Source organism: Ruegeria sp. CK2, from assembly GCF_056536585.1.
In genome coordinates this window covers 167,184-191,414 of sequence record NZ_JBQFPW010000002.1, presented here as the reverse complement: position 1 = coordinate 191,414, position 24,231 = coordinate 167,184, and the positions used below count along the sequence as shown (strand labels likewise).

Sequence of the window (24,231 nt, the reverse complement as noted above, 5' to 3'; positions counted from 1 at the left end):
GGGCTGGGGTTCAAACCTGCTCTAGCTCAACAAGGCAGCCGTTGAAATCCTTGGGATGGAGGAACAAGACCGGTTTGCCATGGGCACCGATCTTTGGGTCACCCGATCCCAGAACACGAGCCCCTGTTTCCTTCAGATGGTCGCGCGCCGCGATAATGTCTTCCACCTCGTAGCACACATGATGAATGCCACCGGCGGGGTTCTTTTCCAGAAATCCGTTGATCGGGCTGTCATCACCCAGCGGGTACAGCAATTCGATCTTTGTGTTTGGCAATTCGATGAACACAACGGTTACGCCATGATCGGGTTCATCCTGTGGCGCACCGACTTTGGCGCCCAGCGCGCTGCGATATTGCTCTGACGCCGCCTCAAGATCGGGCACGGCGATAGCGACGTGGTTCAGACGACCAATCATGTCATTCTCCTCAGTCCTGTGTTGCATGGGTTATGGGGGCAGACCTGCTAAAGGACAAGTGCGCCAAATCGCCCGTTAACCCTGTGTTAGCCAGAAGTTCCTAGCGTGAGGCATCTGCTGAATAGGAGATCTGCCATGGACGATTCGGGTCCTTTCGCCACCACCGTCGCTACGCCAACCGCGGCCCGGCCCTTGCTGGGGCAAACCATTCTGGTTGTCGAGGACAGCCGATATGCCTGCGATGTGATACGCCTCATGTGCATGCACAGCGGCGCCAGAATCAGGCGCGCCGATTGCCTGAAATCAGCGCGTCGGCATCTACAGATCTACCGCCCCTCGGTCATTCTTATCGACATGGGACTGCCGGATGGGTCCGGCGCGGATCTGATTGCAGAGCTTTCGAATGCCAGCCCCCGCATCAGTGTCATTCTGGGGATGTCGGGCGACGATTGCACTAAAAGCGCCGCTCTGGACGCCGGGGCTGATGGGTTTCTAGCTAAACCGATAGAGTCCATGTCGTTCTTTCAAAGATCCATCCTGAAATTGCTGCCTGAGGATCGACGCCCCAGCGGCCTACACTCGGTTCGCGACGAGGTGATCCGGCCAGATCCCATGGCTTACCAGGATGACATGGCCCATATCGCGGACGTGCTGGCGGGGCCGAATGACCATCGGACATTAGACTATGCGGCACAGTTTTTGTGCGGCGTTGCGCAAGAAGCAGATGACAATGTACTGGCGGAAGCCGCTCGTCAGTTGGCCAGGTCGCGTGCACATGGCACACCGGTTACCGCGCAGGCCGCAAAGGTTGCCGGTATTGTCCAAGACCGCCTGGAACAACGGGAGGCAATCTAGAATGGTCACTGCCTATTTCATCACAGCAACCTTTTTGTGCCTGTGGGTCTACCGACAGACACGCCACACTGCACGAGCAATACGGGCGAACAGAAGCGACCTGAAAAACCCGTTGGATTAGGGGTTTTCGACCTCAGCTAACAGTCCAACACTCGGGAAGCGCGGGCATTCGGGCCTAGCGGTGTCCGCGCCACCGGCAAAACAGTGGCGCGATTAGACGACCAGACTGTCCTTACACGCAGTTCAGGTTGCGATGGATGACTAGTCTTGCGGTATAATCCGCAAACCCAGTTCCATCATTTGATCAGAGGTCGGATCAGATGGCGCATCCATCATCAAATCTTCAGCACGCTGGTTCATCGGGAACATCATCACTTCGCGGATATTGGCCTCATCCGCCAGCAACATCACGATCCGGTCGATACCTGCAGCGCAACCACCATGCGGAGGAGCGCCATAGTGGAAGGCATTGAAGAGTGCGCCAAAGCGGCTTTTAACCTCATCTTCACCATAACCCGCCAGCTCAAAGGCTTTCAGCATGATCTCAGGCTTGTGGTTCCGGATTGCGCCTGAAACCAGCTCGTACCCGTTGCACGCCAGATCATATTGATAGCCGCGTACATCCAACGGGTTACCCTGCAACGCCTCCATCCCGCCTTGCGGCATCGAGAACGGGTTGTGTTCAAAGTCAATCGCGCCAGATTCTTCGTCCTGCTCGTAGATCGGGAAATCCACGATCCAAGCAAAGGCAAAGCGGTCTTTCTCGGTCAGGTTCAACTCGTCGCCGATCACGTCGCGGGCTTTGCCCGCAACTTTTTCAAAGGCTTTTGGCTTGCCACCCAGGAAGAACGCGGCATCGCCGACGCCCAGACCCAGCTGTTGGCGAATTGCCTCGGTCCGCTCGGGGCCGATGTTTTTGGCCAGCGGGCCTGCAGCCTCCATGCCTTCGCCCTGATCCCGCCAGAAGATGTAACCCATTCCAGGCAGGCCCTCTTTCTGAGCAAAGGCGTTCATGCGGTCACAGAACTTGCGGCTACCACCGGTGGGTGCGGGGATGGCGCGAATTTCGGTGCCCTCTTGCTCCAACAGTTTGGCGAAGATCGCAAAACCCGAGCCACGGAAATGGTCGGAAACAACCTGCATCTTGATCGGGTTGCGAAGGTCCGGCTTGTCACTGCCATACCACAGCGCCGCGTCTTTGTAGGAAATCTGTGGCCAATCCTGGTCGACCTTGCGACCACCGCCAAACTCCTCGAACACACCGGTCAGAACAGGCTGGATCGTGTCGAAAACGTCCTGCTGTTCGACAAACGACATTTCGAGGTCGAGCTGGTAGAAATCAGTCGGCGAACGATCAGCGCGCGGGTCTTCATCACGGAAACAAGGCGCGATCTGGAAGTACTTATCGAAGCCCGACACCATGATCAGCTGTTTGAACTGCTGCGGAGCCTGAGGCAGCGCGTAGAACTTGCCCGGATGCTGGCGCGAGGGCACCAAGAAGTCGCGCGCGCCTTCTGGCGAGGACGCGGTGATAATCGGCGTTTGATATTCGCGAAAACCCTGATCCCACATGCGACGGCGCATCGAGGACACGACGTCCGACCGCAGTGTCATGTTCTGCTGCATCGCCTCACGGCGCAGGTCCAGATAGCGATAGCGCAGGCGGGTTTCCTCGGGGTATTCCTGATCGCCGAACACCATCAAGGGCAGCTCGTCGGCAGCACCCAGCACTTCCAGCTCGCGCACGTAAATCTCGATTTCACCCGTGGGCAGTTTGGAGTTCACCAATTCGGGAGCACGCGCTTTGACCGTGCCATCGATACGGATGCACCATTCGGACCGCACCTTTTCGAGCTCGCTAAAAGCAGCGCTGTCGCCATCACACAACACCTGGGTCACTCCGAAATGGTCGCGCAAGTCGATGAACAGCACACCGCCATGATCTCGGACCCGATGCACCCAGCCAGACAGGCGAACAGTTTCGCCAACATTGGTGGCGGTCAGTGCGGCGCAGGTGTGGCTGCGATAGGCGTGCATGAAATATCCCTTCGGGCGCAAAATTCGTCGCGCCGGTACACCGCGTCAGACTGAGAAAGTCAAGGCAGGTCGCGCCGTCAAACCGGCCTTTGCAGGTTCCCGCAATAGAAATACACACCCAAACCCACCGCAACGATGATATTATCCAAGATTGGTCGCAACAGAGCAGCATGTAAAAACAAGCCTTGCTGATCATAGGCCCGGGTGTATGACAGCCCGCCCGCGACGGTCACGGCGGCGCTCAACAGTTGTGCCCCACGCCCTTCCGGCGGGATTGCGTTGTTTCGCCAAAAACAAGCCGAAACCGCAACTCCTGCGGCATCGCCCGGGTCAACAGGTCACCAATTCTACCGGTATCAGCCCGCGTAGCGAGTTTCCCATATACACGGTTTGCGCATTCTGGAGATCGGTCAGGGTCAATTTGGCCTCCGTAAACTCATGACCTTCCAAAAGCTCTTCGCGTAGAATGCCTGGCAACAGCCCACACGACAGCGCCGGAGTAAGGCGTTTGCCGTCTGGCATCACGACAAACAGATTGGTGATCGTACCTTCACAGAGTTCATCGTGCTCGTTCAGGAAAAGCAACTCGTCAATATCGTCCACCATCGCCGCCCGGGCAGAGTCATATACCGTGCGCCGCGTTGTTTTGTAACGCAGCCAAAGATCAGACGCGTTCAGCCTTGTGTCGGCCAGCGCAAACCGCCAATGGGGCGGGTTATTCGCCAGAGGCGCTGTTGTCAGTTCGAACTTTCCCAAGATGTCCATCGTCAGCCTACACCGCAACGGTACGCCATTCGGCACATCGGCCAGAGCTGCCAAAGCCTCGTCTACTATGAATGGCAAGTCCAGTGCAGCGGCGGTCCGCGCCATGCGCCTCAGATGGCGGCCTCGCCTTACAAAACCCTGATCTGGACGATGGGCCAACGTCTCGATCAGGCGGAAATCAGGCTCAACTGGTGCGCAAAGCGGGCCTTCCATAGCGCTTCCTCATATTCAGACGGGGCTGTGCTGTCCCAGACAACTCCACCGCCCACGTTCAGCGTCGCCGCGCCATCTTCGACCATCAGGGTGCGAATGGCCACGTTGAATTCGGATCGTCCATCCGGGGCCGCCCATCCGATGGCACCGCAGTAGATGTCTCGCGCCCATGGCTCCAGCTCGGACAGTATTTCCATGGCGCGTATTTTGGGTGCGCCTGTGATGGAACCGCACGGGAACAGCGCAGACAAGATATCAGACAACCCGGCACCCACCTGCAACTGAGCCCGCACGAGCGACACCATCTGGTGCACCGTCGCGTAAGTTTCGACCTTGAACAATTCGGGCACGTGCACCGATCCTGGTAGGGCAACCCGGCTTATGTCATTGCGCAGCAGGTCGACGATCATCAGGTTTTCGGCCCGGTTCTTTTCGTCAATCGACAAGAAATTCCGCCGACGCGCATCCTCGGCCATGTCTTCGCTGCGGGGCTGCGTGCCTTTCATGGGGCGCGTTTCGATGCAACCCGCTGCATCGGTTCGAAAAAACAATTCTGGCGACCGGCTGAGCAGGTCTGGCAGATCATCCTGTTCGACCAAGGCGCCGTGTCCGACAGATTGGCGGGCTGTCAGCGCGGCATAAAGCGAAGCACTGTCGCCCTTTGTGGTCATGTCGATCGGGAAGGTCAGGTTAGCCTGATAGATATCCCCAGCGCCTATGGCATCGTGAACCGTCTGAAAGGCCCGCGAGTATCTTTGATCATCCCACCTGGATCTGAGATCGGAAATTCCTGCATCCGCTTTTGGTAGGTCGCTTTGGGTCGGATGATCGTAAACGCCAAAACACATCAACGGCAAACGGCGATCTTGCGGCAGGCGCGCCAGAAGGCGCGCCTCTAACGCATACCCAAGCTCATAGCTTGCATACCCGGCCACCCAGGCACCACTTGCGCGTGCCTCATCCAGCGCCGTCATTGCCTGGGGCACGTCCTCCGCCATGTCAGCGCGGATTATCTGGGAAGGCCGGGCAAAACGGGTTCCCGGACCGGCCGGCCCCTGATCAAAACGAATACGCAATTGCATCCTCATTTGCCGTGCAACGGGGTATAGAGAATACGCAGACGAGGGGAAGAGTGGAAAGCGGCAATTTCGCCCTTGTTTCCGATACCTCTTGAACCTTTTGGCGCGGTCCCTATAACGCAGGACAATTTGGGCGCTTGGGCGGTGCCCCTGACTCGCGAACATCGAAGGACGTAGGCCATGCCGAGAAGAACCGACATTCAGTCGATCATGATCATCGGGGCGGGCCCCATTGTCATCGGTCAGGCCTGTGAATTCGACTACTCGGGCGCTCAGGCCTGTAAGGCCCTGCGCGAAGAAGGTTACCGGGTCATTCTGGTGAATTCGAACCCTGCGACAATCATGACAGACCCCGGTCTCGCAGACGCGACGTATATCGAACCGATCACGCCCGAGGTTGTCGCCAGGATCATCGAAAAAGAGCGCCCCGACGCGCTGCTGCCCACCATGGGTGGGCAAACCGGTCTGAACACTTCTCTTGCACTGGAAGAGATGGGCGTGCTGGACAAGTTCGGCGTCGAGATGATCGGCGCCAAGCGTGACGCCATCGAAATGGCGGAAGACCGCAAGCTGTTTCGCGAGGCGATGGACCGGCTGGGATTGGAAAACCCCAAGGCCACCATCATCACCGCACCAAAGAACGAAAACGGCAGTGCTAATCTGGACGCCGGCGTGCAGATGGCGTTGGACGAGCTGGAAGAGATCGGCTTGCCAGCCATCATCCGCCCCGCCTTTACCTTGGGCGGTACCGGCGGTGGCGTGGCTTATAACCGTGAGGATTATATCCATTTCTGCCGATCGGGCATGGATGCCTCGCCGGTCAATCAAATTCTGGTCGATGAATCCCTGCTGGGTTGGAAAGAATTTGAAATGGAAGTGGTGCGCGACACCGCTGACAACGCCATAATCGTATGTTCCATTGAAAACGTTGATCCGATGGGCGTGCACACTGGTGATTCGATCACTGTCGCCCCTGCCCTGACGCTGACCGACAAAGAATACCAGATCATGCGCAACGGCTCGATCGCCGTTCTGCGCGAGATTGGGGTCGAGACCGGCGGGTCAAACGTGCAATGGGCGATCAACCCTGATGATGGCCGTATGGTCGTGATCGAGATGAACCCACGCGTTTCGCGATCCTCGGCGCTGGCGTCCAAGGCGACCGGCTTCCCGATCGCAAAGATCGCCGCCAAGCTGGCCGTTGGTTATACTCTGGACGAGTTGGACAATGACATCACCAAGGTGACCCCGGCCAGCTTCGAACCCACCATCGACTATGTCGTCACCAAAATCCCGAAGTTCGCATTCGAGAAATTCCCCGGCTCGGAACCGTACCTGACCACCGCGATGAAATCGGTGGGTGAGGCCATGTCCATCGGCCGCACCATCCACGAGTCGATGCAAAAAGCGTTGGCCTCGATGGAATCTGGGCTGACGGGTTTTGATGAGGTCGAAATCCCGGGCCTGAGCGTTGGCGTCTGGGAAGAAGCCCCTGACAAAGCGGCGGTGATCAAAGCCATCAGCAAGCAAACCCCGGACCGTCTGCGCACCATCGCGCAGGCCATGCGTCACGGTCTGTCTGACGATGAAATCTTTGGCGTCACCAAGTTCGACCCCTGGTTCTTGGCCCGTATCCGCGAGATTATCGAAGCCGAGCGTGACATCATAAAAACCGGCCTGCCGGTGACCGAGGCCGGTATCCGCAGGCTCAAGATGTTAGGCTTTACCGATGCTCGCCTTGGAAACCTGACAGGTCGCGACGAAGACAACGTCCGCCGCGCCCGCCGCAATCTGGGGGTCAGCGCCGTCTTCAAACGCATCGACACCTGTGCGGCCGAATTCGAAGCGCAAACGCCCTACATGTACTCGACCTACGAGGCCCCGATGATGGGAGAGGTTGAGTGCGAGGCACGGCCATCAGACCGCAAAAAGGTTGTCATCCTCGGCGGTGGTCCGAACCGGATCGGTCAAGGCATCGAGTTTGACTATTGCTGCTGCCATGCCTGTTTCGCTCTTACCGACGCAGGGTACGAAACCATTATGATCAACTGCAACCCCGAGACGGTCTCGACAGACTATGACACATCGGATCGGTTGTATTTCGAGCCGCTGACCTTCGAACACGTCATGGAAATCCTGACGAAAGAACAGGAAAACGGCGCTTTGCACGGTGTGATCGTTCAGTTCGGCGGCCAGACTCCGCTTAAACTGGCAAATGCACTGGAAGAAGAAGGCATCCCGATCCTCGGCACCACGCCGGATGCCATTGATCTGGCGGAAGACCGTGAGCGGTTCCAGGCTCTGGTCAACGATTTGGGCCTGAAACAACCCAAGAATGGCATCGCCTCGACCGACGAGCAGGCGTTGGAGATTGCCGAAGATATCGGTTTCCCATTGGTAATCCGCCCCTCTTACGTTCTGGGTGGTCGTGCGATGGAAATCGTGCGTGATATTGATCAGCTGCGGCGCTACATCAATGAGGCCGTCGTCGTGTCGGGCGACAGCCCCGTTTTGCTGGACAGCTATCTTGCCGGTGCGGTCGAGTTGGACGTGGATGCGCTGTGCGATGGCACAGACGTGCATGTAGCGGGCATCATGCAGCATATCGAAGAGGCAGGTGTTCACTCCGGCGACTCGGCCTGTTCGCTGCCACCATATTCGCTGTCGGATGAGGTCATTGGTCGGATCAAGGAACAGACTTTCAAGCTGGCCAAAGCCTTGAACGTTGTCGGTCTGATGAATGTGCAGTTCGCTATCAAGGATGACGAGATCTACCTAATCGAGGTCAATCCGCGTGCCTCGCGCACCGTGCCCTTCGTTGCTAAGGCCACGGACAGCGCAATTGCCTCGATCGCCGCGCGGGTGATGGCGGGCGAGAAACTTTCCAACTTCCCAATACGCCCCGCGTATCAAGAGGGTCAGGACACCAAGATCGCAGATCAAATGACTTTGGCCGATCCCAATATGCCTTGGTTCTCGGTGAAAGAGGCCGTACTGCCTTTCGCTCGGTTCCCGGGCGTCGATACGATCCTGGGCCCAGAAATGCGTTCAACCGGGGAAGTCATGGGTTGGGATCGGGATTTCCCGCGTGCGTTCCTCAAGGCGCAGATGGGGGCTGGCATGGTCCTGCCATCGTCGGGCCGGGCGTTCATCTCGATCAAGGACGCCGATAAAACCCCGGCTATGCTAGAGACTGCGCAAGTGTTGGCAGGGCAAGGCTTCACGCTGGTGGCCACGCGCGGCACACAGTCATGGCTGGCAGATCAGGCCGTTGCCTGTGATCTGGTTAACAAAGTCTACGAGGGCCGCCCGGACGTGGCCGATATGCTGAAAGATGGTCAGGTGCAATTGGTGATGAACACGACCGAAGGCGCACAGGCTGTTGAAGACAGCAAAGTCATCCGGTCGATCGCTCTTTACGACAAAATCCCTTACTTCACGACCGCCGCCGCCAGCCACGCCGCGGCGCTGGCGATCAAGGCGCAGGCCGAAGGGGATGTCGAGGTCAAATCGCTGCAAGGCTGAGCAGCCATAGATTTGAAACGAAAAGCCCCCGGTGACAAACCGGGGGCTTTTTTTGCTTTTAGTGACCGCTTAAGTGGCGGTTTGAACCGCCAGTTGCTTCCTCTCATCCCGCGCAAAGAACAGCTGGTAAAACACCGGCGCTGCAACCATGGTCAGGACCGTTGCAAAGGCCAGACCGCCCATGATGGTTACTGCCATCGAGACGAAAAACGCATCTGTCAGCAATGGTGCCATCCCAAGGATCGTTGTGATCGCGGCCAGCATGACCGGGCGCAGACGCGAGACTGAGGCTTCGATGATCGCCTCGCGCAACGGTGTGCCGGTCGCACGGACCAGATCGATTTCCTCGACCAGCACAATACCGTTCTTGATCAGCATCCCGGATAAGCTGAGCAAACCCAGAAGCGCGGTGAACGTGAAAGGCAGACCGGTCCCAAGCAGGCCAATCACCACGCCGTTTACCGACATTGGTACCAGCAGCCAGATGATCACAGGCTGACGGATTGCGTTGAACAGCAGCACGGAAATCAGAACCATGATCAGCAAGCTAAGGGGCAGCTGCCTGCCCAAACTTGCCTGCGCATCGCCCGAGTCTTCGAACTCACCACCCCATTCCATCTTGTACCCGGGCGGCAGGTCAATTGCTTCTATTGCGTCGCGAACTTCGGCGTGAACCTGCGCCGCTGTCAGCTCGGGCGGGATATCGGCCCCAACCGTAATGGTCAAAACCCGGTCGCGACGATGTACCAGCGTATTGAGCGAGGTGTATTCGAACCCATCCACCATTTGCTCGATCGGAACAAACCTTTCGGACTGATCCGAGTACACGACCTGATCGACGATCGAATACTCGCCATCGGCCGGTCGGCGCAGGATGATCGGGATCAAGCGGTCACGCTCGCGTAAAACCCCTCCGGTGATACCATCAGTGGAAAACTGCAATGTCGCTGCAATATCTTCGCGCGTCACGCCTGCGGTTTGTGCGCGTTCGGTGGCATAGATCGGCTGCACGGCCAACTCTTGCTCGCGCCAGTCGTGGTGAACCAAAAGAGCGTTGGGTGAGGCTGCGGCCATTTGTTGGACGGCCTCCTCAGCCAGCTGACGCAGAACCTTCGGATCGCTGCCCGAGAACCGCGCCTGGATCGGATCCCCGCCACCTGGGCCGAAGACCAGACGTTTGGTGCCAAACTCTCCTTCGGGGAACTGGACCGATCCAAACGCCTCAAGGTCCACCTGAAGGGCTGGGATGTCCTCTAGGGTTTCAGTGCGGATGATCATGTGACCATAGCTTGGATTTGGCTTTTCCGCCGAATAGGTCAACATGAACCGGGTTGCGCCCTGCCCCACAAAAGTGGTCGCAGAAACGACATCGTCCCGGGCCGCCAGCCATTCTTCAAAAACCGCCATATCCTGCGATGTGCGTTCAATCGGTGTGCCCTGAGGCAGCTTATAGTGAACAAAGAACAAAGGTGTGTTCGAGTTGGGGAAAAACTGCTGCTTCATCAAACCAAAGCCCGCATAGCAGACCACGGTGACCGCGACCAATCCGGCAACCACCAGCCAGCGGAACCGCAACGCCCAGCGCAGGATTGCACCATAGACGCGGAACAAAATGCCGCTGTAGGCGTCCAGCTCACCCTCTTTGCCTTGCTTGAAGAAATAGTGACCCAGCATGGGTGTCACCGTGATGGCCAATACCCAGCTCAGCAACAGCGAGATGCCAATGACGGCGAACAGCGAGAACAAGAACTCTCCGGTCGCATCCGGGCTGAGACCGATCCCTGCAAAAGCCATGATGCCTATCACCGTTGCGCCAAGAAGTGGGATCTGCGTTTTGGCGGCCACGTCTTCGGCAGCATCGCGCGAAGATTTGCCCCGCAGCATCGAGATCTGCATCCCTTCAGCCACCACGATTGCATTGTCTACCAGCATCCCCATGGCGATAATCAGGGCGCCCAGCGAAATTCGCTCCATCTCGATGGAAAACAGCGACATGAACAACAAGGTACCGACCACGGTCAGCAACAGGGTTGAACCAACAACAACCGCAGCCCGCCAGCCCATGAAGATGCCCAGAACGGCAACCACGATAGCCACTGACATGGCAAGATTCACAAGGAAGTCGTTCGAGGCCTGCTCGACAACAACGTGTTGCTGGTAGATGGGCAAGATTTCCACACCAAAAGGGATTTCCGCATCCAGTTCAGCTAATTTTGCATCCGCAAGTTTGCCAACCTCGACAATGTTCTCGGTCGCCAGCCCCGCAATCCCTAAGGTGAAAGCCTCGGTCCCATTGAACCGGATGATGATGTCGGGATCGGTTTGCCGCGCGCGATAAACATCGGACATATCGAACAGATTGATGACCTGGCCCTGAGAGCCCACGGATAGCCCGGCGATGGCCGAAACGCTGTCCGAGCCTTCAGCGGTCAAAATGGTGGTTCGCTCACTTTCCGAGCGTAAGGACCCCGAAGAATTGACCGAGTCCGCATTGGCAATCGCATCATTGATCGCTTGTAAAGGAACGTTCTGGTTAACCGAAATCGCCAAGTCGGGTTCTACAAAGATCGCCTCATCCGGTAAGCCCTGCACCTCAACATCTGCGACCCCGTCAACGGTTAGCAATTCACGGCGCAGGAACGTTGCAAGCTCGTGTTTTTCCGCGTCCGAAAACCCCTCGGCCGTCACCGCATAAAAAAGACCGAATACGTCGCCAAACCCATCATTGACATAAGGGGCGCTGACCCCCGATGGCAGGCCACGCGCCGCGTCGCGCACTTTGGCACGCAGGCGCGTCCAAACGTCGGGCAATTCCGTGCCGTCGTAGATTGATTTGATTTCCACTTCGATCAGGGACTGGCCCGGCTGATTGACCGAAGTGATCACATCCACTTCACCCATCTGCTGTATCGCGGATTCCAAAGGTTCCGATACTTCCAAGGCCACCTGTTCCGCTGTGGCACCCGGGTATTGGGTCGCAATGACCGCGTTTTTGATCGTAAACGCCGGATCTTCAAGGCGTCCAAGCGACAGAAATCCCCAGATGCCGCCGAAAAGTGCAATCAGAATTATCAGCCACGTGTAAAGCGGCCGGTCGATAGAGGCGCGTGCAATATTCATCTGTCAGCGCCTCAGTTCGCAAAGCCGGTAAAACGGCGCACAGCCTGACCGTCGGTCAGCACAGCGCCACCTGCGACGACGATCTCGTCGCCATCAGACAGGCCGGACAAAACACGGACATCGCCGGTTTGGGTCGGTTCGATCGTCACCGGCACAGATCGTACCGTACCGTCATCCGCACCAACCGGTGAAAAGACCATCACGCTCAGATCTCCGTTTGCACCAGCCACGATGGCGGTTGCCGGCACGACGATTCCACTGCGATCATCCTGCACCTTGACGTTAACAGTGACGGAGGACCCCGGCAGAATTTGCATGCCCTCGGGCGGGGTCAGACCAAACTGAATGCGAAAAGTCTGCCCTACGCTTGAGGTTTCCGCGTCGAATTCCCGGATTTCCAGCGGAAAGACTTCATCGCTGACTGGAAATTTGGCGGTGATAGTCAGGTCGTCATTCTGCCCCGATCGCTGAAACAGGATTTCTGGAACATCAACCTCGATCCGAAGTTCAGACATATCGTGGATGCGCACGACCGGCGTGCCCGCCGAAACGGTGGTAAAGGCCTCGACCGCTCGGCTGGAGACCAGCGCATCAAACGGCGCAGTCAGCGTGGCATGTTCCAGTTCGTATTCCGCATCCCGCAGCGCAAGCGCCGCCAGTTGTGCTTCGGTTTCGGCGTCATCAACCGCAACCTGGCTGGCCGTGGTTCCGCGCAGACGCGACAAGCGGGCCTCGGTCCGGTCAGCTTGCTCTTTTTGCAGGCGTGCACGATCCAGACTCAGCTCAAATGGCTCCTGATCAAGGCGGGCGATCAGACCTTCTTTGGGGATCACAAAACCTTCGGTCACCGGCATTTCAACAATTTGCCCTGCGACCTGAAAGGCAAGGTCAACGGTTTGGCGTGCGGCGACGCGGCCAAAAAACTGGCGCGAAAAACCGGGTGTCGTTTCGCTCACCTGCATCAGTTTTACTGGCTTGGGAACATCTTGTGCGACAATCGGTGTCGCCAGAACGGCCAGAGCAAGGCCCAGTGAAGTCAGGAGTTTCATTTCTTCAATCCCTCGGGAATTCCCGTTTTCAGAATGTTGTCACGGATTTTGCAAGCCATTCGCGCGAATTCGACAGTTTCTTCTGCGTTCAGTCCAGAGGCCCTGTGGAACAGGTCTCCGGCCTCAGCCACGAGCATATTCCGCGTCTCGTGCCCCTGCTCTGTCAGAACAAGAAGCCAGGCGCGGCGGTCTTCAGGGTCTCGTTCGCGGATCAGGTATCCTTGCTTCTCCAAAGCATCCGCCGTGGCGGTGATCGTGGACGGAACACTTAACATATCCGCAGCCAAAACGCCCATCCGCTTGGGTTCATTCAGCTTTATCAGCATATGGCATTCCGGATGGCTCAGGTCCGTTTCGATGCAATCGAAAGTTTCTTCAAGCTTCCAGTACAGGGCATAGACCCCCATGATCGCCTGGATCTCGGGGCTGAGGCGCCCAAGCCTGGAGTGGATATCATCTGGCATTCAAAGCCCTCGTGCGAGTCTGCGTTGCCATATACTTCAATTTTCGAACTATTCAAGATGTGAAGTGCATTGCGCCACAAACATTCCCTTGGGTCAAGATCACTTGATCAAATCCCGTTGTGACTGCATTTTGGGCGAATCCGAAACATCCAGGACCTATCATGTATACGCCCGCCATCACCGGTACAGGTGTTTTCACACCCGAGAACATCATAACGAACGCCGAACTTGTTCAGGCTTTCAACGCCTATGCCGACAAGCAGAACGCCGAAAACGCCGAGGCAATCGCCGCCGGAACGATGGAACCGATGCAACATTCGTCTGAAGAGTTCATTCTGAAGGCATCCGGTATCGAGAACCGCTATGTGATGGACAAGACAGGTATTCTGAACCCCGGGGTCATGCATCCCTCGCTCCGCCAGCGTAGCGATGATGAGCCAGGCATAATGACCGAGATGGCGGTGGATGCGTGCACCAAAGCGCTGGCGCAGGCCGGGCGTACAGCCGCAGATGTCGACCTGGTGATCTGCGCAGCTTCAAACCACGAACGGGCGTACCCTGCGATTGCAATCGAGATCCAACAGGCTTTGGGCATCGACGGGTTTGGGTTTGACATGAATGTGGCCTGCTCGTCGGCAACGTTTGGCATTCAGGCCGCCGCGGACATGGTTCGGTCGGGATCAGTCAGGGCCGCGCTTGTGGTGAACCCGGAAATCTGCTCGGGTCATCTGGAATGGCGCGACAGGGATTGCCACTTCATTTTCGGTGATGTGGCGACTGCTACTTTGATCGAGCGTATGGAAGACGCTCAGGGCCCTCATTTTGAGATTCTTTCGACGCGCTGCGCCACGGCGTTCTCGAACAACATCAGAAATAACAACGGTTTCCTGCGCCGCTCGCGTCCTGATGGCGTGATCGACCGGCGCGACATGCAATTCATGCAGAACGGGCGCAAAGTATTCAAAGAAGTTCTGCCCATGGTCAGCAAACATATCAGCGATCATATGAGTGCCGAAGGCATCAACAGCGATGGTCTAAAGCGTCTATGGCTGCATCAAGCGAACAAAACGATGAACGATTTCATCGGAAAAAAGGTCCTCGGCCGAGAACCTGAAGCGGGCGAACAACCCAACATTCTTCAGGACTATGCGAATACGTCCTCAGCCGGATCCATCATCGCATTTTCAAAGTATTCTGATGATCTGGAGGATGGCGATGTCGGCCTGATCTGCTCCTTCGGCGCTGGCTATTCGGTTGGTTCCGTTATCCTCAGAAGACACTCTTGAAGCAGTCAACGCGTTGCTGGTCTATGCGTTGACGCGGAAAATCAGGAACGCCGCGTCCGGTTTACCGGGAATTTTCTCTATCCCGTCTGGCAGATCTCCACGCAGCAACTCCGCCGGCAATCCGTCACCGTCGGATACGAACGACCAGTAAGCTGCCCGGGGATGAGGTTTGCAGACCATAATGTAGTCAACGCCAAGTTCATCAAGGCGAGGGCCAATCTCAGATGCTTTTGATCTGAACAGGTCGATTTGGGCAATGATCCCTGCTTCGTTGCGATGGTAGTTGCCAGCAAGAACCGAGTGGTCCGTGTAGAGAAGAATATACGAGGCGAAGTCAAAATCAGCGACGATCAAACCCGGTTCTAGTTCTTTCAGAGGAAGAAAATCGTTCTCGGTTGTGCAGGAAAGAACGGGCGCAGCGTGACTCTGACCATTTGTTTCTTCCTTAACCGCAGTCATCGCCTTGTAGCTTTTTTCCAGGCTAGCCCCTGTTTTTGGCGACATAAGCGCGACAAACAAGATCATAAGAACGCCGAAACTACGCTGATCTTCAACTTTGTACTTTCGGTACATGACCCGCAGCACTTGAGCTTGCACAGCAACAAGCGACACCGTCAGAAAGGTCATCATCCGGGATTGATACAGAAACAGGACAAACCCTGCTGCTATCAAAAATAGAAACAGAAGATACTCGATCTTTGCCTCGGTTTTGTATGCAAAAAGTGCCGCAGCAAAAATCGAGAAAATGGCGATGCAGATCAGCGCAATGGTCTCTCCCGCGTACCGTTGGATAACGAGTGTGACGTTTTGCGCTTCAGTGACCTGGCTCAGCCAAAAGTCGCGGATATCGGGCGCCATTTGGTTAACGGGGTTTTCCAGGCAATACGGCGCAAACATCTGTGCGACGACAACAACACTTCCACCCAAAACCACTAGACAAATTGCTCGCACGGTAAGTGCACGGTTCGAAGCGACAAGGGCCGCAAATGGTAAACCAGCCGCTGCAAGCCCAGCAGGCAAGACAACATTAAGAGTTAGTGCGTCACACCCTGGATAATAAAAACTGTCGCGACTTGTTGTTGCAATTACCGCCACTAGCAGCGTCAAGACAATTGCAGTGCCGAATTCAATGCTGCGGCGGCGGGCAGCCAAACCTGACAAAACCCAGTCAATGGCGACAAATAAACCTATTATTCCTATCTGTAGCAGGGATTCAGCACCAATTGACACAGACAGAGCAAGACAAAACCCCATCCACAGCCCGGCATGCGGCTTGTCTTTTCTAAGAACAAAGAACATCACCGCGTAGACGAACAGCAAAACCTGCAGCCCATGATGATCGAATGAAAACTGGTCAAACTTGCCGGAATTCATGAGCGCAAACACACCCATGACCAGAGCTGAGATCGCCCCCGCACGGTTCCCCAATGCCCCTCCCGTGGCGGCAAATGCCCAAAGCGTTAACCCGGCCAGAAACGACGGCCAGATCAATGCAGTTGCGTTCAATGCCGTTTTTGCAGGAAGAAACGCGCTGCTCACCCAGTAAATTGCTGCGATCGGAACATCGACAATGCGAGACCAGTGCATCAGGGTGCCCTCATCCGGCCCGAGACGGTGCTGATAGGGATCGAACCAGCCCTGCCCGTTTTGCAGGTCCAACACTGAGACCCAGCGCATGATGTCATCCGGGCCTTGCGTGGGGCCGATGAGGATCATGAAGCAGACAAGCATCAGGAATGCCGCGCAGAACGACCAGCATACCAGCCTGTCAGCCAGGATGTTGTAAGATCCTTGCGATTCCTGCATGTTTTTCTGCCCTTTGTGTCGTGGCTTCAGGTCTTTGCAACTTTTCTGACAACAATAGGGCAGGAGATTGACGATGCATCGCACAGTGAATTTGTGATGCAAGTTGGTTGGCACAGCCTAATATTTTGGTCCGACCAATGCCGACAGTGCCCTGCTTGCGCAGAACAGGTTGATCCCGATCAACTCACACTTTCTTCTTCCAGATGTAGCTTCATCTCGATTAGAACCTGTTGCAAAAGGCTAGTTTCCCTCAACAACCGCTTGGCCTCGTTCATTGTTATGATGCCGTCTTCGATTGCCGCCTGATATTCGGTCATCAACATCGCGAATCTTTGGCTCAAAGCGATGACATCCGAATTCACGCCACCTGTACGAGGGGCATCGGTATTTCGACCATCATAAGACAGTGTGATGTTTTTCAGATCGGCCAAGGCCGAGGTGACGTGGGGGTAAGCTGCCGCGTTTTCAAGCCGGGCCACTGCATCCACGGGCATAAATCGATCAGCATGCTCGGCATTGTCAGAATAATATCGTCCCAACGTTGCTTTGGACTTGCCCGTAATCTCACAGGCGGCCTCGATTCCGACATCTTTAACGAGTGCTTCTGTATGTTTCTTCAGATAGGCCCCGATATCTGCCATTGCTTTACCTTTGTTACCTGCGCGCGCCTTCCCGACGGTAGATACGGGGGAAAGCGTGGGGAAAATTCCCATACTCGATTCATAATTGAAATGTCATACATTGGCTATCCCTCAGATAAGCGGGGGATTTTGTGAGTGAGTGGCGGCAGTTTCTGCCGGTAAAGAGTGAACGCGAGGCAAGTTTTTTAGCTTCGCGAAGGTTTGGCCGCATGATGGCCAACGGCGTCGTTGTTGCGAGCGCGGGGGTTCCATCCCCAAGAGCTTACGCTCGGCCTCTGCAACCGCGATGGCGACGTCGCTTATCTTTGGGAATTGACGCCTTGTTCGTATGCCCGAAGCGTTTTAGACCCGCGCCATGGCTAAACTGTATTTCAACTATTCCACCATGAACGCGGGCAAATCGACCGTTTTGTTGCAGGCCTCGCACAACTATCGAGAACGGGGCATGGACACCTACCTGATGACGGCCGCCGTCGATGGGCGCGCAGGAGACGGGCGGATCGCATCGCGTATCGGGATCTCGGAACAGGCGGACAAATTTCGCCCGGAAGACGACGTGTTTTCGATGATCGAGAATCGCTTGAACCGCGGGGCAGTGGCCTGCGTGTTCATTGATGAGGCGCAGTTTCTGTCCGAAGTTCAGGCCTGGCAATTGGCACGCGCGGTGGATGACCTTAACGTGCCGGTGCTGACCTATGGGTTACGCGTAGATTTTCAGGGCAAGCTGTTTCCGGGATCTGCCGCGTTGCTGGCACTTGCAGATGAAATGCGTGAAGTCCGAACTATCTGCGAGTGCGGTCGCAAAGCCACTATGGTGATTCGCCGGGATGAAAACGGGCAGGCCATTACCGAAGGCGCACAGGTGCAGATTGGCGGGAACGAGACGTACGTTTCGCTGTGCCGCAAACATTGGCGTGAGGCTGTGGGCGCCTAAACCGGACTGGGCAATGCACGCCCCTGGACAAACGCCGCGACATTATCCAACGCCATATGTCCCATGCTGGTGCGCACTTCTTCGGTCGCTGTGCCCAGATGAGGCAGCAGGGTCACGTTCTCCATATCCTGCAATGAGTTTGGAACGACTGGTTCGAATTCGTAGACATCCAGGCCAGCACCGGCGATTTGCCCGACTTGCAGACCAGATATCAAGGCGGCTTCGTCCACGACTTCTCCTCGCGCGATGTTAACCAAAATCGCCGAAGTTTTCATCGCCTCCAAAACTTGCGCATTGATCAGGTGGCGTGTGTCGGCCCCACCGGGAACCGCCACAACAAGGAAATCCACTGCAGATGCCAGCGTCAGAATATCCGGCACGAAATCCGCCGCAAAGTCGAGCTGCTTGGCGCTGCGTGCCAAATAGGCAACCTGCATGCCGAATCCGAAATGGCAGCGACGGGCAATTGCCTGACCGATTCGACCCATTCCAACGATGCCCACGCGCTTGCCGGTGACGTGATGCCCCAACATCTGAGTTGGGTGCCAGCCTTGCCAATTGCCCGAACGGACCAAACGCTCGCCCTCACCCGCGCGACGAGCGGTAGACAGCAGCAGCGTCATCGCGATGTCCGCCGTTGCATCTGTCACCGCGCCAGGCGTGTTGGTAACCTCGATTCCCACGGCCTGCGCCGCGCTGACATCGATATGGTTGTAACCGACACCGAAATTCGCCAGCAATTTGCACTGCGGTGCGGGCACATCTTTGAAGAGCTGCTCCCCAAACTGATCCCCCAGTGTCGGGACCACCATGTCGAATTCAGACAAGGCACGTGTCATCTCGTCATGGGTTAAAGGCGTGGTTGTTTCGCGAATCTCGGCATTGAACTCCTGAATCGCGCGGGCTTCAACCGCTGGTGTCATCGGACGGGTAATCCAAAGCTTCATCAGTGCATCCGTCCACCAATTGGAACTTTCCCATCCGGGCCGATCAGGACGATCTCGTTGTTTTCATCCGGAAGTCCCAGAACCAGAACTTCGGACATGAACTTGCCGATTTGGCGGGGGGGAAAGTTAACTACCGCCATCACTTGCTTCCCAACTAAACTGGACGGGTCGTAATGCGCGGTGATCTGGGCCGAGGTTTTGCGTTCGCCAATCCCTTCACCAAAATCAATCCACAGCTTGATCGCCGGTTTGCGGGCCTCGGGATAAGGTTCGGCGCGGATCACTTCGCCAACGCGGATATCGACTTTGAGAAAGTCGTCAAAAGAAATCTCACTCACGCGACAACTCCTTGGATCGATCAGTTGCGGCCTTAACAGCGCGGTGCAGAAGGTTCGGAAAACCTTCCTCCTCGTGCATCAATACTTCCAGTGCGGCATGGGTAGTGCCTTTGGGCGACGTCACATTGACTCGCAGTTGTGACGGGTCCTCATGCGAGGCCATCGCCAACGCCCCTGCCCCGGCCACAGTGGATTTGGCTAATCGCATCGCCAACGCGTGTGGCAGGCCCTGTGCTTCACCTGCTGCGGCAAGCGTTTCGATCAGGTGAAAGACATAAGCCGGGCCAGAACCGCTGAGGCCGGTCACAGCATCCATCTGCGATTCCGAATCCAAACGCACGGTATCGCCAATTGCTGACAGCAGGTTTTCGGCCAACTCCAGATCTGGGCCCGCCGTATGAGAGTTCCCGATCACCGCCGTAATCCCCTGGCGAATGGCAGCGGGTGTGTTCGGCATGGCGCGCACGATTGGGGTGTTATCACCCAAGACGTCTTCAAACGTCGCGATAGAGGTGCCCGCGGCAACGGAAATGAACAGGCTATCGCCGCCGCCAAGTGCCTGGATCGCAGGCAAAGCGGTACCCATCATCTGCGGTTTGACAGCCACCAACACAACTGCCGGTGCTTCGGGCAACGGAGTATTGATGTTGACGCCTTGCTCCCTCAACCACTTAGACGGGTTGGGGTCAATCACCCAAACAGAAGCGGCGGGCAAGCCGTGATCCAGCCAGCCCGCCAACATGGCGGATCCCATCTTACCGCAACCCAGAAGCACAAGCCCCTGCTCGGCGATACGCGACATGTCCATGATTGCCCCTCCCCTTAACTAGCCGGTTCGGGGCAAAGCTTTACGCGCGGCCATAGGCCTCTGCAATGGCGACTTGCATCGCGTCTTCGGGGTCGCGGTTGCCCCAGGTGACCAATTGGATCGCAGGATAGTAACGCTCAGCGCTTAGCACTGCGGCAGTGATCATCGTATCGATCTGTTCCGGGCTGGCCGTTTGGCCGCCTGCTAGAACCAGGCCGTACCGGTAAACCATAAGCTTCTGGTTCGCCCAGTACGTAAATGCCCCCGCCCAGCACTGGTCGTTCATTTTGTTTAGAAGTTTATAAAGCTCGGTTTCGCGGTCCGCGGGTGGTTCCATCTCAAAGGAACATACCATCCGCAGTGTTTCGTCATAGTTAGACCAGGCCAGCGTGATCGAATATGTGCGCCACTGTCCTTCGACAGCCATTGCAATCTGATCGTCGCCGATGCGGTCAAAATCCCAGTCGTGGTGTTCGGCCAGATGTTCAACAATATCGATTGGATGAAGGTCTTCTTCGAGAAACTGCTCGGAAAGGGCCATAATGCCACCTCACTCTTCTCTAGCATTTAGGGGCTGGCAGCGCCCCAGCGCTAGTTGCCTGCTCTACAAGCCGGGCTTCCCCCGTTGGCCTGTACTAAATATGGTGCGATGTGGCCGATACTCTGGCAACCCCCATTTTTGGGGATAACAGCAATAAGTTGTGGATAGCTGGCAACGCGGATCAAAATATTGGCATTACTTGCAGCTTTGTCTTGATTAAATTCCGCAAGGCGTCAAACTACTCCGCATCGCACAACCCGAGATTTGGATTGCGCGGCAATAGTCTTGTCCGAAAAACCTGATTGATACGGAACGCGACGGCTTTACTTATCCAGTTTAGCCTCAAGCGTCGCAATGCGGGCTTCCAGTGCCGAATTTTCTTCGCGCGCTTTTTGCGCCATCGCCCGAACGGCATCAAATTCTTCACGCGTTACAAAATCACGGTCAGCCAACCAACGGTCGACCATTGACTTCATTGCGTTCTCGGCCTCTTCCCGCGCGCCTTGCGCCACACCCATGGCGTTGGTCATCAGCTGAGAGACATCGTCCAGGATCTTGTTACGGGTTTGCATGGCTTTACTCCGGTATCGCAGTTGGTCTCTATATGGGTAAAGAATGGCCCGGGCACAAGGTTGACTTGCCCTGCAAACCCCGGGCAATGAGGCGCACATGCAGGCTGTTCTGAATTTCCCCGATCTGTCGCCCGAGTTGTTCTCGATCTCATTGTTCGGGATCGAGTTCGCCCTGAGGTGGTACGCACTGGCTTACATTGCCGGTATCTTGATAGCGTGGCGCATGGCCGTGAGGGTGCTAAGGCGCCCTGCCCTTTGGTCGGATGACACGCCACCAATGCGCGCTGAGCAACTAGATGACCTGATCACCTGGATCATTCTTGGTGTCATTCTGGGCGGACGCCTAGGCTTTGTGCTGTTTTACCAACCGGCCTATTATCTTTCGAACCCCTTGGACATCTTGAAAGTTTGGCAAGGCGGCATGGCTTTTCATGGCGGGTTGTTGGGTGTCGTCATTGCCTCGTTCCTGTACTCTCGCCGCCACAACATTCCGACCCTTTCATTAGGCGATCTTGTTGCCTTTACTGTGCCGCCTGGGCTGCTGCTAGGCCGTTTGGCCAATTTCGTTAACGCCGAGCTTTGGGGCAGACCAAGCGAGCTACCCTGGGCAGTGGTCTTCCCGGGCATAGCCGCGCAGGACTGCCCTGACGTTGTTGTGGGCATGTGCGCCCGGCACCCCTCACAGCTGTACGAAGCAGCACTGGAAGGCGTGCTGCTGGGTGCCCTGCTCCTGGTTCTGGTATATCGCAGCAGAGCCTTCCGTAAGCCCGGTCTGATCATGGGTGTGTTTCTTGCCGGCTACGGCGCGTCGCGGTTCATTGTCGAGTTCTTCCGCCAACCGGATGCGCAATTCGTCTCACCAGGAAACCCCCTGGGGCTGGCGTGGCATGTCAGTGGCTACGGCCTGACCATGGGCCAGTTGCTGTCACTGCCTATGATCGCGCTTGGTCTTTGGTTTGCATTGCGCGCACGCCAGAAAACATGAGCCTATTGGACCATCTTACTACGCGCATTCTTCAGGATGGCCCGATAAGCGTGGCCGCCTACATGACCGAGTGCTTGCTGCATCCAACGCTGGGCTATTACACCACGCGCGACCCGCTTGGCCCGCAGGGCGACTTTATCACCTCTCCTGAAATCAGTCAGATGTTCGGTGAGGTGATTGGATTGTGCCTGGCGCAAAGCTGGATGGATCAGGGGCAACCCTCTCGGTTTATACTTGGTGAGCTTGGTCCGGGGCGCGGCACCCTGATGGCGGATATCTTGCGCGCAACACGGCGCGTGCCCGGATTCCATCAGGCGGCAAAGGTAGTACTGCTGGAAGTGTCGCCTGAACTAAAGAAAAAGCAAGCCGAAACCCTTCGTGAATACGCACCGGAATGGCTGGGCAACATCGCTGAGTTTCCGGATCTGCCATTGTACTTGGTCGCTAACGAATTCTTTGACGCCTTACCGATCCGACAGTTTTTAAGGGATGGCGACAGCTGGTGTGAACGGTTGGTCGGCGTGTCAGCGGGCTCGCTGACGTTCGGCTTGGGTCCTCGCACAGAACAGTCCGGGCTCAAGCACAGGATGGATGACACGACGGATGGCGATCTGGTCGAGCTATGTTCCGCCGCAACTCCTATTCTGACGACGGTCGCCCAAAAAATCGCGACATGTGGCGGGTCAGCTCTGATTGTGGACTACGGTGATTGGCGCTCTCTGGGCGATACATTGCAAGCGATGCAAAACCATAAACATTCGGACCCGCTGGAAAACCCGGGCCAGGCTGATTTGACGTCACATGTCGACTTTGAAGCTTTGGCCGGAGCCGCCCGGGCAGCAGGGTGTGCATACACGCGTCTGACGCCGCAGGGTGTGTTTTTGGAACGGTTGGGTATCACGGCAAGGGCCCAGACATTGGCCAATTCGCTAGAGGGATCTGAGCTGGAAGGGTTGATTGCCGCACATCGCAGGTTGACGCACCCCGAGGAAATGGGAAACCTGTTTAAAGTGCTGGGCCTGTATCCGGCACAATCGGCGCCACCACCGGGACTGGACTCATGACACTGGAAATCTTGACATCAGATATTCTGTCCCCTGTTCGCCATGGTTTCTTTAGCCGTCGTGGCGGTGCGTCTTCCGGGATATTCTCAGGTTTGAATTGCGGCCATGGATCATCTGACCAGACCGAGGCCGTGGCGCTGAACCGCCGCAGGGTTGCCGACGCAATGGAAGTGACGCCCGATGCGATGATCGGCGTGCATCAGGTGCATTCTCCCACCGCCTTGACGGTCGAAGGACCTCAGAACGGCGAAAAACCCAGGGCGGATGCGATAGTGACGGCGACCCCTGGGCTGGCCCTGACAATCCTGACAGCCGATTGCCAACCGGTCCTTTTTGCCGATCGCGAAGCTCAGGTAATAGGAGCGGCCCACGCGGGCTGGCGTGGTGCTTTGGACGGGGTGCTTGAGACCACTTTGGACGCCATGGAAGCACTAGGTGCCAAACGGGAGAACACCTGCGCGGTCATCGGGCCAACCATCTCGCAACGGGCCTACGAAGTTGGCCCGGACTTCATGGACGAGTTCATTGCCGAGTCACCGGACAACACCCGTTTTTTTGCAAATGGCCAGGATGATAGGCTGCAATTCGACCTTCCTGCATTTGGCCTTCACAGGCTTCGCCAAGCGGGAATCGGTCAGGCTGAATGGACAAGACACTGCACTTATTCAGACCCTGAACGGTTTTATTCTTATCGCCGTTCAACCCACGCGAAAGAAGCGGATTATGGCCGCCTGATTTCCGTCATTAAATTATAGAAGTTGCCGAAAATAAGGCAGGTTTGCCACCT

General features: G+C 56.4%; 21 protein-coding genes. 7 read left to right on the top strand and 14 right to left on the bottom strand.

Annotated features, from left to right (window positions below; translation table 11 throughout):
- Positions 1 to 10: 10 nt before the first annotated feature.
- Entirely contained in the window at positions 11 to 415 is a 405-nt protein-coding gene (mce, locus tag ACR0BU_RS04125; RefSeq protein ID WP_299077222.1) for a methylmalonyl-CoA epimerase, read from the bottom strand.
- Positions 416 to 550: 135 nt separating this feature from the next.
- Between mce and ACR0BU_RS04120 the strand changes: the two genes are divergently transcribed.
- On the top strand, positions 551 to 1,270 hold the full coding sequence (locus ACR0BU_RS04120) for a response regulator (RefSeq protein WP_298933810.1): 720 nt from the start codon (positions 551 to 553) through the stop codon (positions 1,268 to 1,270).
- Positions 1,271 to 1,531: 261 nt separating this feature from the next.
- Here ACR0BU_RS04120 and aspS read toward each other — a convergent pair whose 3' ends face one another.
- The 3 genes from aspS to ACR0BU_RS04105 form a co-directional block, all read right to left on the bottom strand.
- A complete protein-coding gene (gene aspS / locus ACR0BU_RS04115; RefSeq protein ID WP_480736096.1) occupies positions 1,532 to 3,307 on the bottom strand; it encodes an aspartate--tRNA ligase in 1,776 nt (591 codons plus the stop codon).
- Positions 3,308 to 3,637: 330 nt separating this feature from the next.
- A complete protein-coding gene (locus ACR0BU_RS04110; protein WP_480736098.1) occupies positions 3,638 to 4,285 on the bottom strand; it encodes an aminotransferase class IV family protein in 648 nt (215 codons plus the stop codon).
- Positions 4,240 to 5,367 carry an aminodeoxychorismate synthase component I gene (locus ACR0BU_RS04105; RefSeq protein ID WP_480736100.1) on the bottom strand — a complete coding sequence of 376 codons (1,128 nt, stop codon included), beginning with the start codon at positions 5,365 to 5,367 and terminating at the stop codon, positions 4,240 to 4,242. The genes ACR0BU_RS04110 and ACR0BU_RS04105 overlap by 46 nt, the downstream gene beginning before the upstream one ends.
- A 177-nt stretch (positions 5,368 to 5,544) precedes the next feature.
- Between ACR0BU_RS04105 and carB the strand changes: the two genes are divergently transcribed.
- Positions 5,545 to 8,889 carry a carbamoyl-phosphate synthase large subunit gene (gene carB / locus ACR0BU_RS04100; RefSeq protein ID WP_480736102.1) on the top strand — a complete coding sequence of 1,115 codons (3,345 nt, stop codon included), beginning with the start codon at positions 5,545 to 5,547 and terminating at the stop codon, positions 8,887 to 8,889.
- A 69-nt stretch (positions 8,890 to 8,958) separates the two neighbouring features.
- Here carB and ACR0BU_RS04095 read toward each other — a convergent pair whose 3' ends face one another.
- From ACR0BU_RS04095 to ACR0BU_RS04085, 3 genes are read right to left on the bottom strand one after another with little or no spacing between them, the layout of a single operon-like run.
- The gene (locus tag ACR0BU_RS04095) at positions 8,959 to 12,009 is read right to left on the bottom strand and encodes an efflux RND transporter permease subunit (RefSeq protein WP_480736103.1); all 3,051 of its coding nucleotides are present in this window, start codon (positions 12,007 to 12,009) and stop codon (positions 8,959 to 8,961) included.
- Positions 12,010 to 12,020: 11 nt separating this feature from the next.
- Complete coding sequence (locus tag ACR0BU_RS04090) at positions 12,021 to 13,058, bottom strand: efflux RND transporter periplasmic adaptor subunit (protein ID WP_480736105.1); 1,038 nt, start codon at positions 13,056 to 13,058, stop codon at positions 12,021 to 12,023.
- Positions 13,055 to 13,522 (bottom strand): MarR family winged helix-turn-helix transcriptional regulator, encoded by a 468-nt coding sequence (locus ACR0BU_RS04085; protein WP_298933822.1) that lies wholly within the window; start codon positions 13,520 to 13,522, stop codon positions 13,055 to 13,057. Before ACR0BU_RS04085 ends, ACR0BU_RS04090 begins: the two co-directional genes overlap by 4 nt.
- Positions 13,523 to 13,683: 161 nt before the next feature.
- On the opposite strand from ACR0BU_RS04085, the gene ACR0BU_RS04080 reads away from it, so the two are divergent.
- Positions 13,684 to 14,808: a beta-ketoacyl-ACP synthase III gene (locus ACR0BU_RS04080; RefSeq protein ID WP_480736106.1), complete on the top strand. Its 1,125-nt coding sequence runs from the start codon at positions 13,684 to 13,686 to the stop codon at positions 14,806 to 14,808.
- A 21-nt stretch (positions 14,809 to 14,829) separates the two neighbouring features.
- On the opposite strand, the gene ACR0BU_RS04075 is transcribed toward ACR0BU_RS04080, so the two are convergent.
- Positions 14,830 to 16,614: a hypothetical protein gene (locus tag ACR0BU_RS04075; RefSeq protein WP_480736107.1), complete on the bottom strand. Its 1,785-nt coding sequence runs from the start codon at positions 16,612 to 16,614 to the stop codon at positions 14,830 to 14,832.
- 179 nt (positions 16,615 to 16,793) lie between these two features.
- Positions 16,794 to 17,255: a hypothetical protein gene (locus tag ACR0BU_RS04070; RefSeq protein ID WP_298934065.1), complete on the bottom strand. Its 462-nt coding sequence runs from the start codon at positions 17,253 to 17,255 to the stop codon at positions 16,794 to 16,796.
- 355 nt (positions 17,256 to 17,610) lie between these two features.
- On the opposite strand from ACR0BU_RS04070, the gene ACR0BU_RS04065 reads away from it, so the two are divergent.
- On the top strand, positions 17,611 to 18,189 hold the full coding sequence (locus tag ACR0BU_RS04065) for a thymidine kinase (protein ID WP_299886426.1): 579 nt from the start codon (positions 17,611 to 17,613) through the stop codon (positions 18,187 to 18,189).
- Here ACR0BU_RS04065 and ACR0BU_RS04060 read toward each other — a convergent pair.
- The 5 genes from ACR0BU_RS04060 to ACR0BU_RS04040 all read right to left on the bottom strand — a co-directional run bounded on the left by ACR0BU_RS04060 (position 18,186) and on the right by ACR0BU_RS04040 (position 21,395).
- Positions 18,186 to 19,136 (bottom strand): 2-hydroxyacid dehydrogenase, encoded by a 951-nt coding sequence (locus ACR0BU_RS04060; protein ID WP_480736109.1) that lies wholly within the window; start codon positions 19,134 to 19,136, stop codon positions 18,186 to 18,188. The two genes, ACR0BU_RS04065 and ACR0BU_RS04060, sit on opposite strands and share 4 nt — an antisense overlap.
- Positions 19,136 to 19,474 (bottom strand): tRNA-binding protein, encoded by a 339-nt coding sequence (locus tag ACR0BU_RS04055; RefSeq protein WP_299886431.1) that lies wholly within the window; start codon positions 19,472 to 19,474, stop codon positions 19,136 to 19,138. The genes ACR0BU_RS04060 and ACR0BU_RS04055 overlap by 1 nt, the downstream gene beginning before the upstream one ends.
- Positions 19,467 to 20,282, bottom strand: a complete 816-nt coding sequence (proC, locus tag ACR0BU_RS04050) for a pyrroline-5-carboxylate reductase (RefSeq protein WP_480736111.1) — start codon at positions 20,280 to 20,282, stop codon at positions 19,467 to 19,469. The genes ACR0BU_RS04055 and proC overlap by 8 nt, the downstream gene beginning before the upstream one ends.
- Before the next feature lie 40 nt (positions 20,283 to 20,322).
- Complete coding sequence (locus tag ACR0BU_RS04045) at positions 20,323 to 20,823, bottom strand: type III secretion system chaperone family protein (RefSeq protein WP_298933836.1); 501 nt, start codon at positions 20,821 to 20,823, stop codon at positions 20,323 to 20,325.
- Between the two features lie 323 nt (positions 20,824 to 21,146).
- Entirely contained in the window at positions 21,147 to 21,395 is a 249-nt protein-coding gene (locus ACR0BU_RS04040) for an accessory factor UbiK family protein (protein WP_480736113.1), read from the bottom strand.
- Positions 21,396 to 21,492: 97 nt separating this feature from the next.
- Between ACR0BU_RS04040 and lgt the strand changes: the two genes are divergently transcribed.
- From lgt to pgeF, 3 genes are read left to right on the top strand one after another with little or no spacing between them, the layout of a single operon-like run.
- Positions 21,493 to 22,380 (top strand): prolipoprotein diacylglyceryl transferase, encoded by an 888-nt coding sequence (gene lgt / locus ACR0BU_RS04035; RefSeq protein WP_480736116.1) that lies wholly within the window; start codon positions 21,493 to 21,495, stop codon positions 22,378 to 22,380.
- Positions 22,377 to 23,444, top strand: coding sequence for a class I SAM-dependent methyltransferase (locus ACR0BU_RS04030; RefSeq protein WP_480736117.1), 1,068 nt, complete (start codon positions 22,377 to 22,379; stop codon positions 23,442 to 23,444). Before lgt ends, ACR0BU_RS04030 begins: the two co-directional genes overlap by 4 nt.
- Positions 23,441 to 24,199, top strand: a complete 759-nt coding sequence (gene pgeF, locus ACR0BU_RS04025; protein ID WP_480736119.1) for a peptidoglycan editing factor PgeF — start codon at positions 23,441 to 23,443, stop codon at positions 24,197 to 24,199. Before ACR0BU_RS04030 ends, pgeF begins: the two co-directional genes overlap by 4 nt.
- Positions 24,200 to 24,231 lie beyond the last annotated feature (32 nt).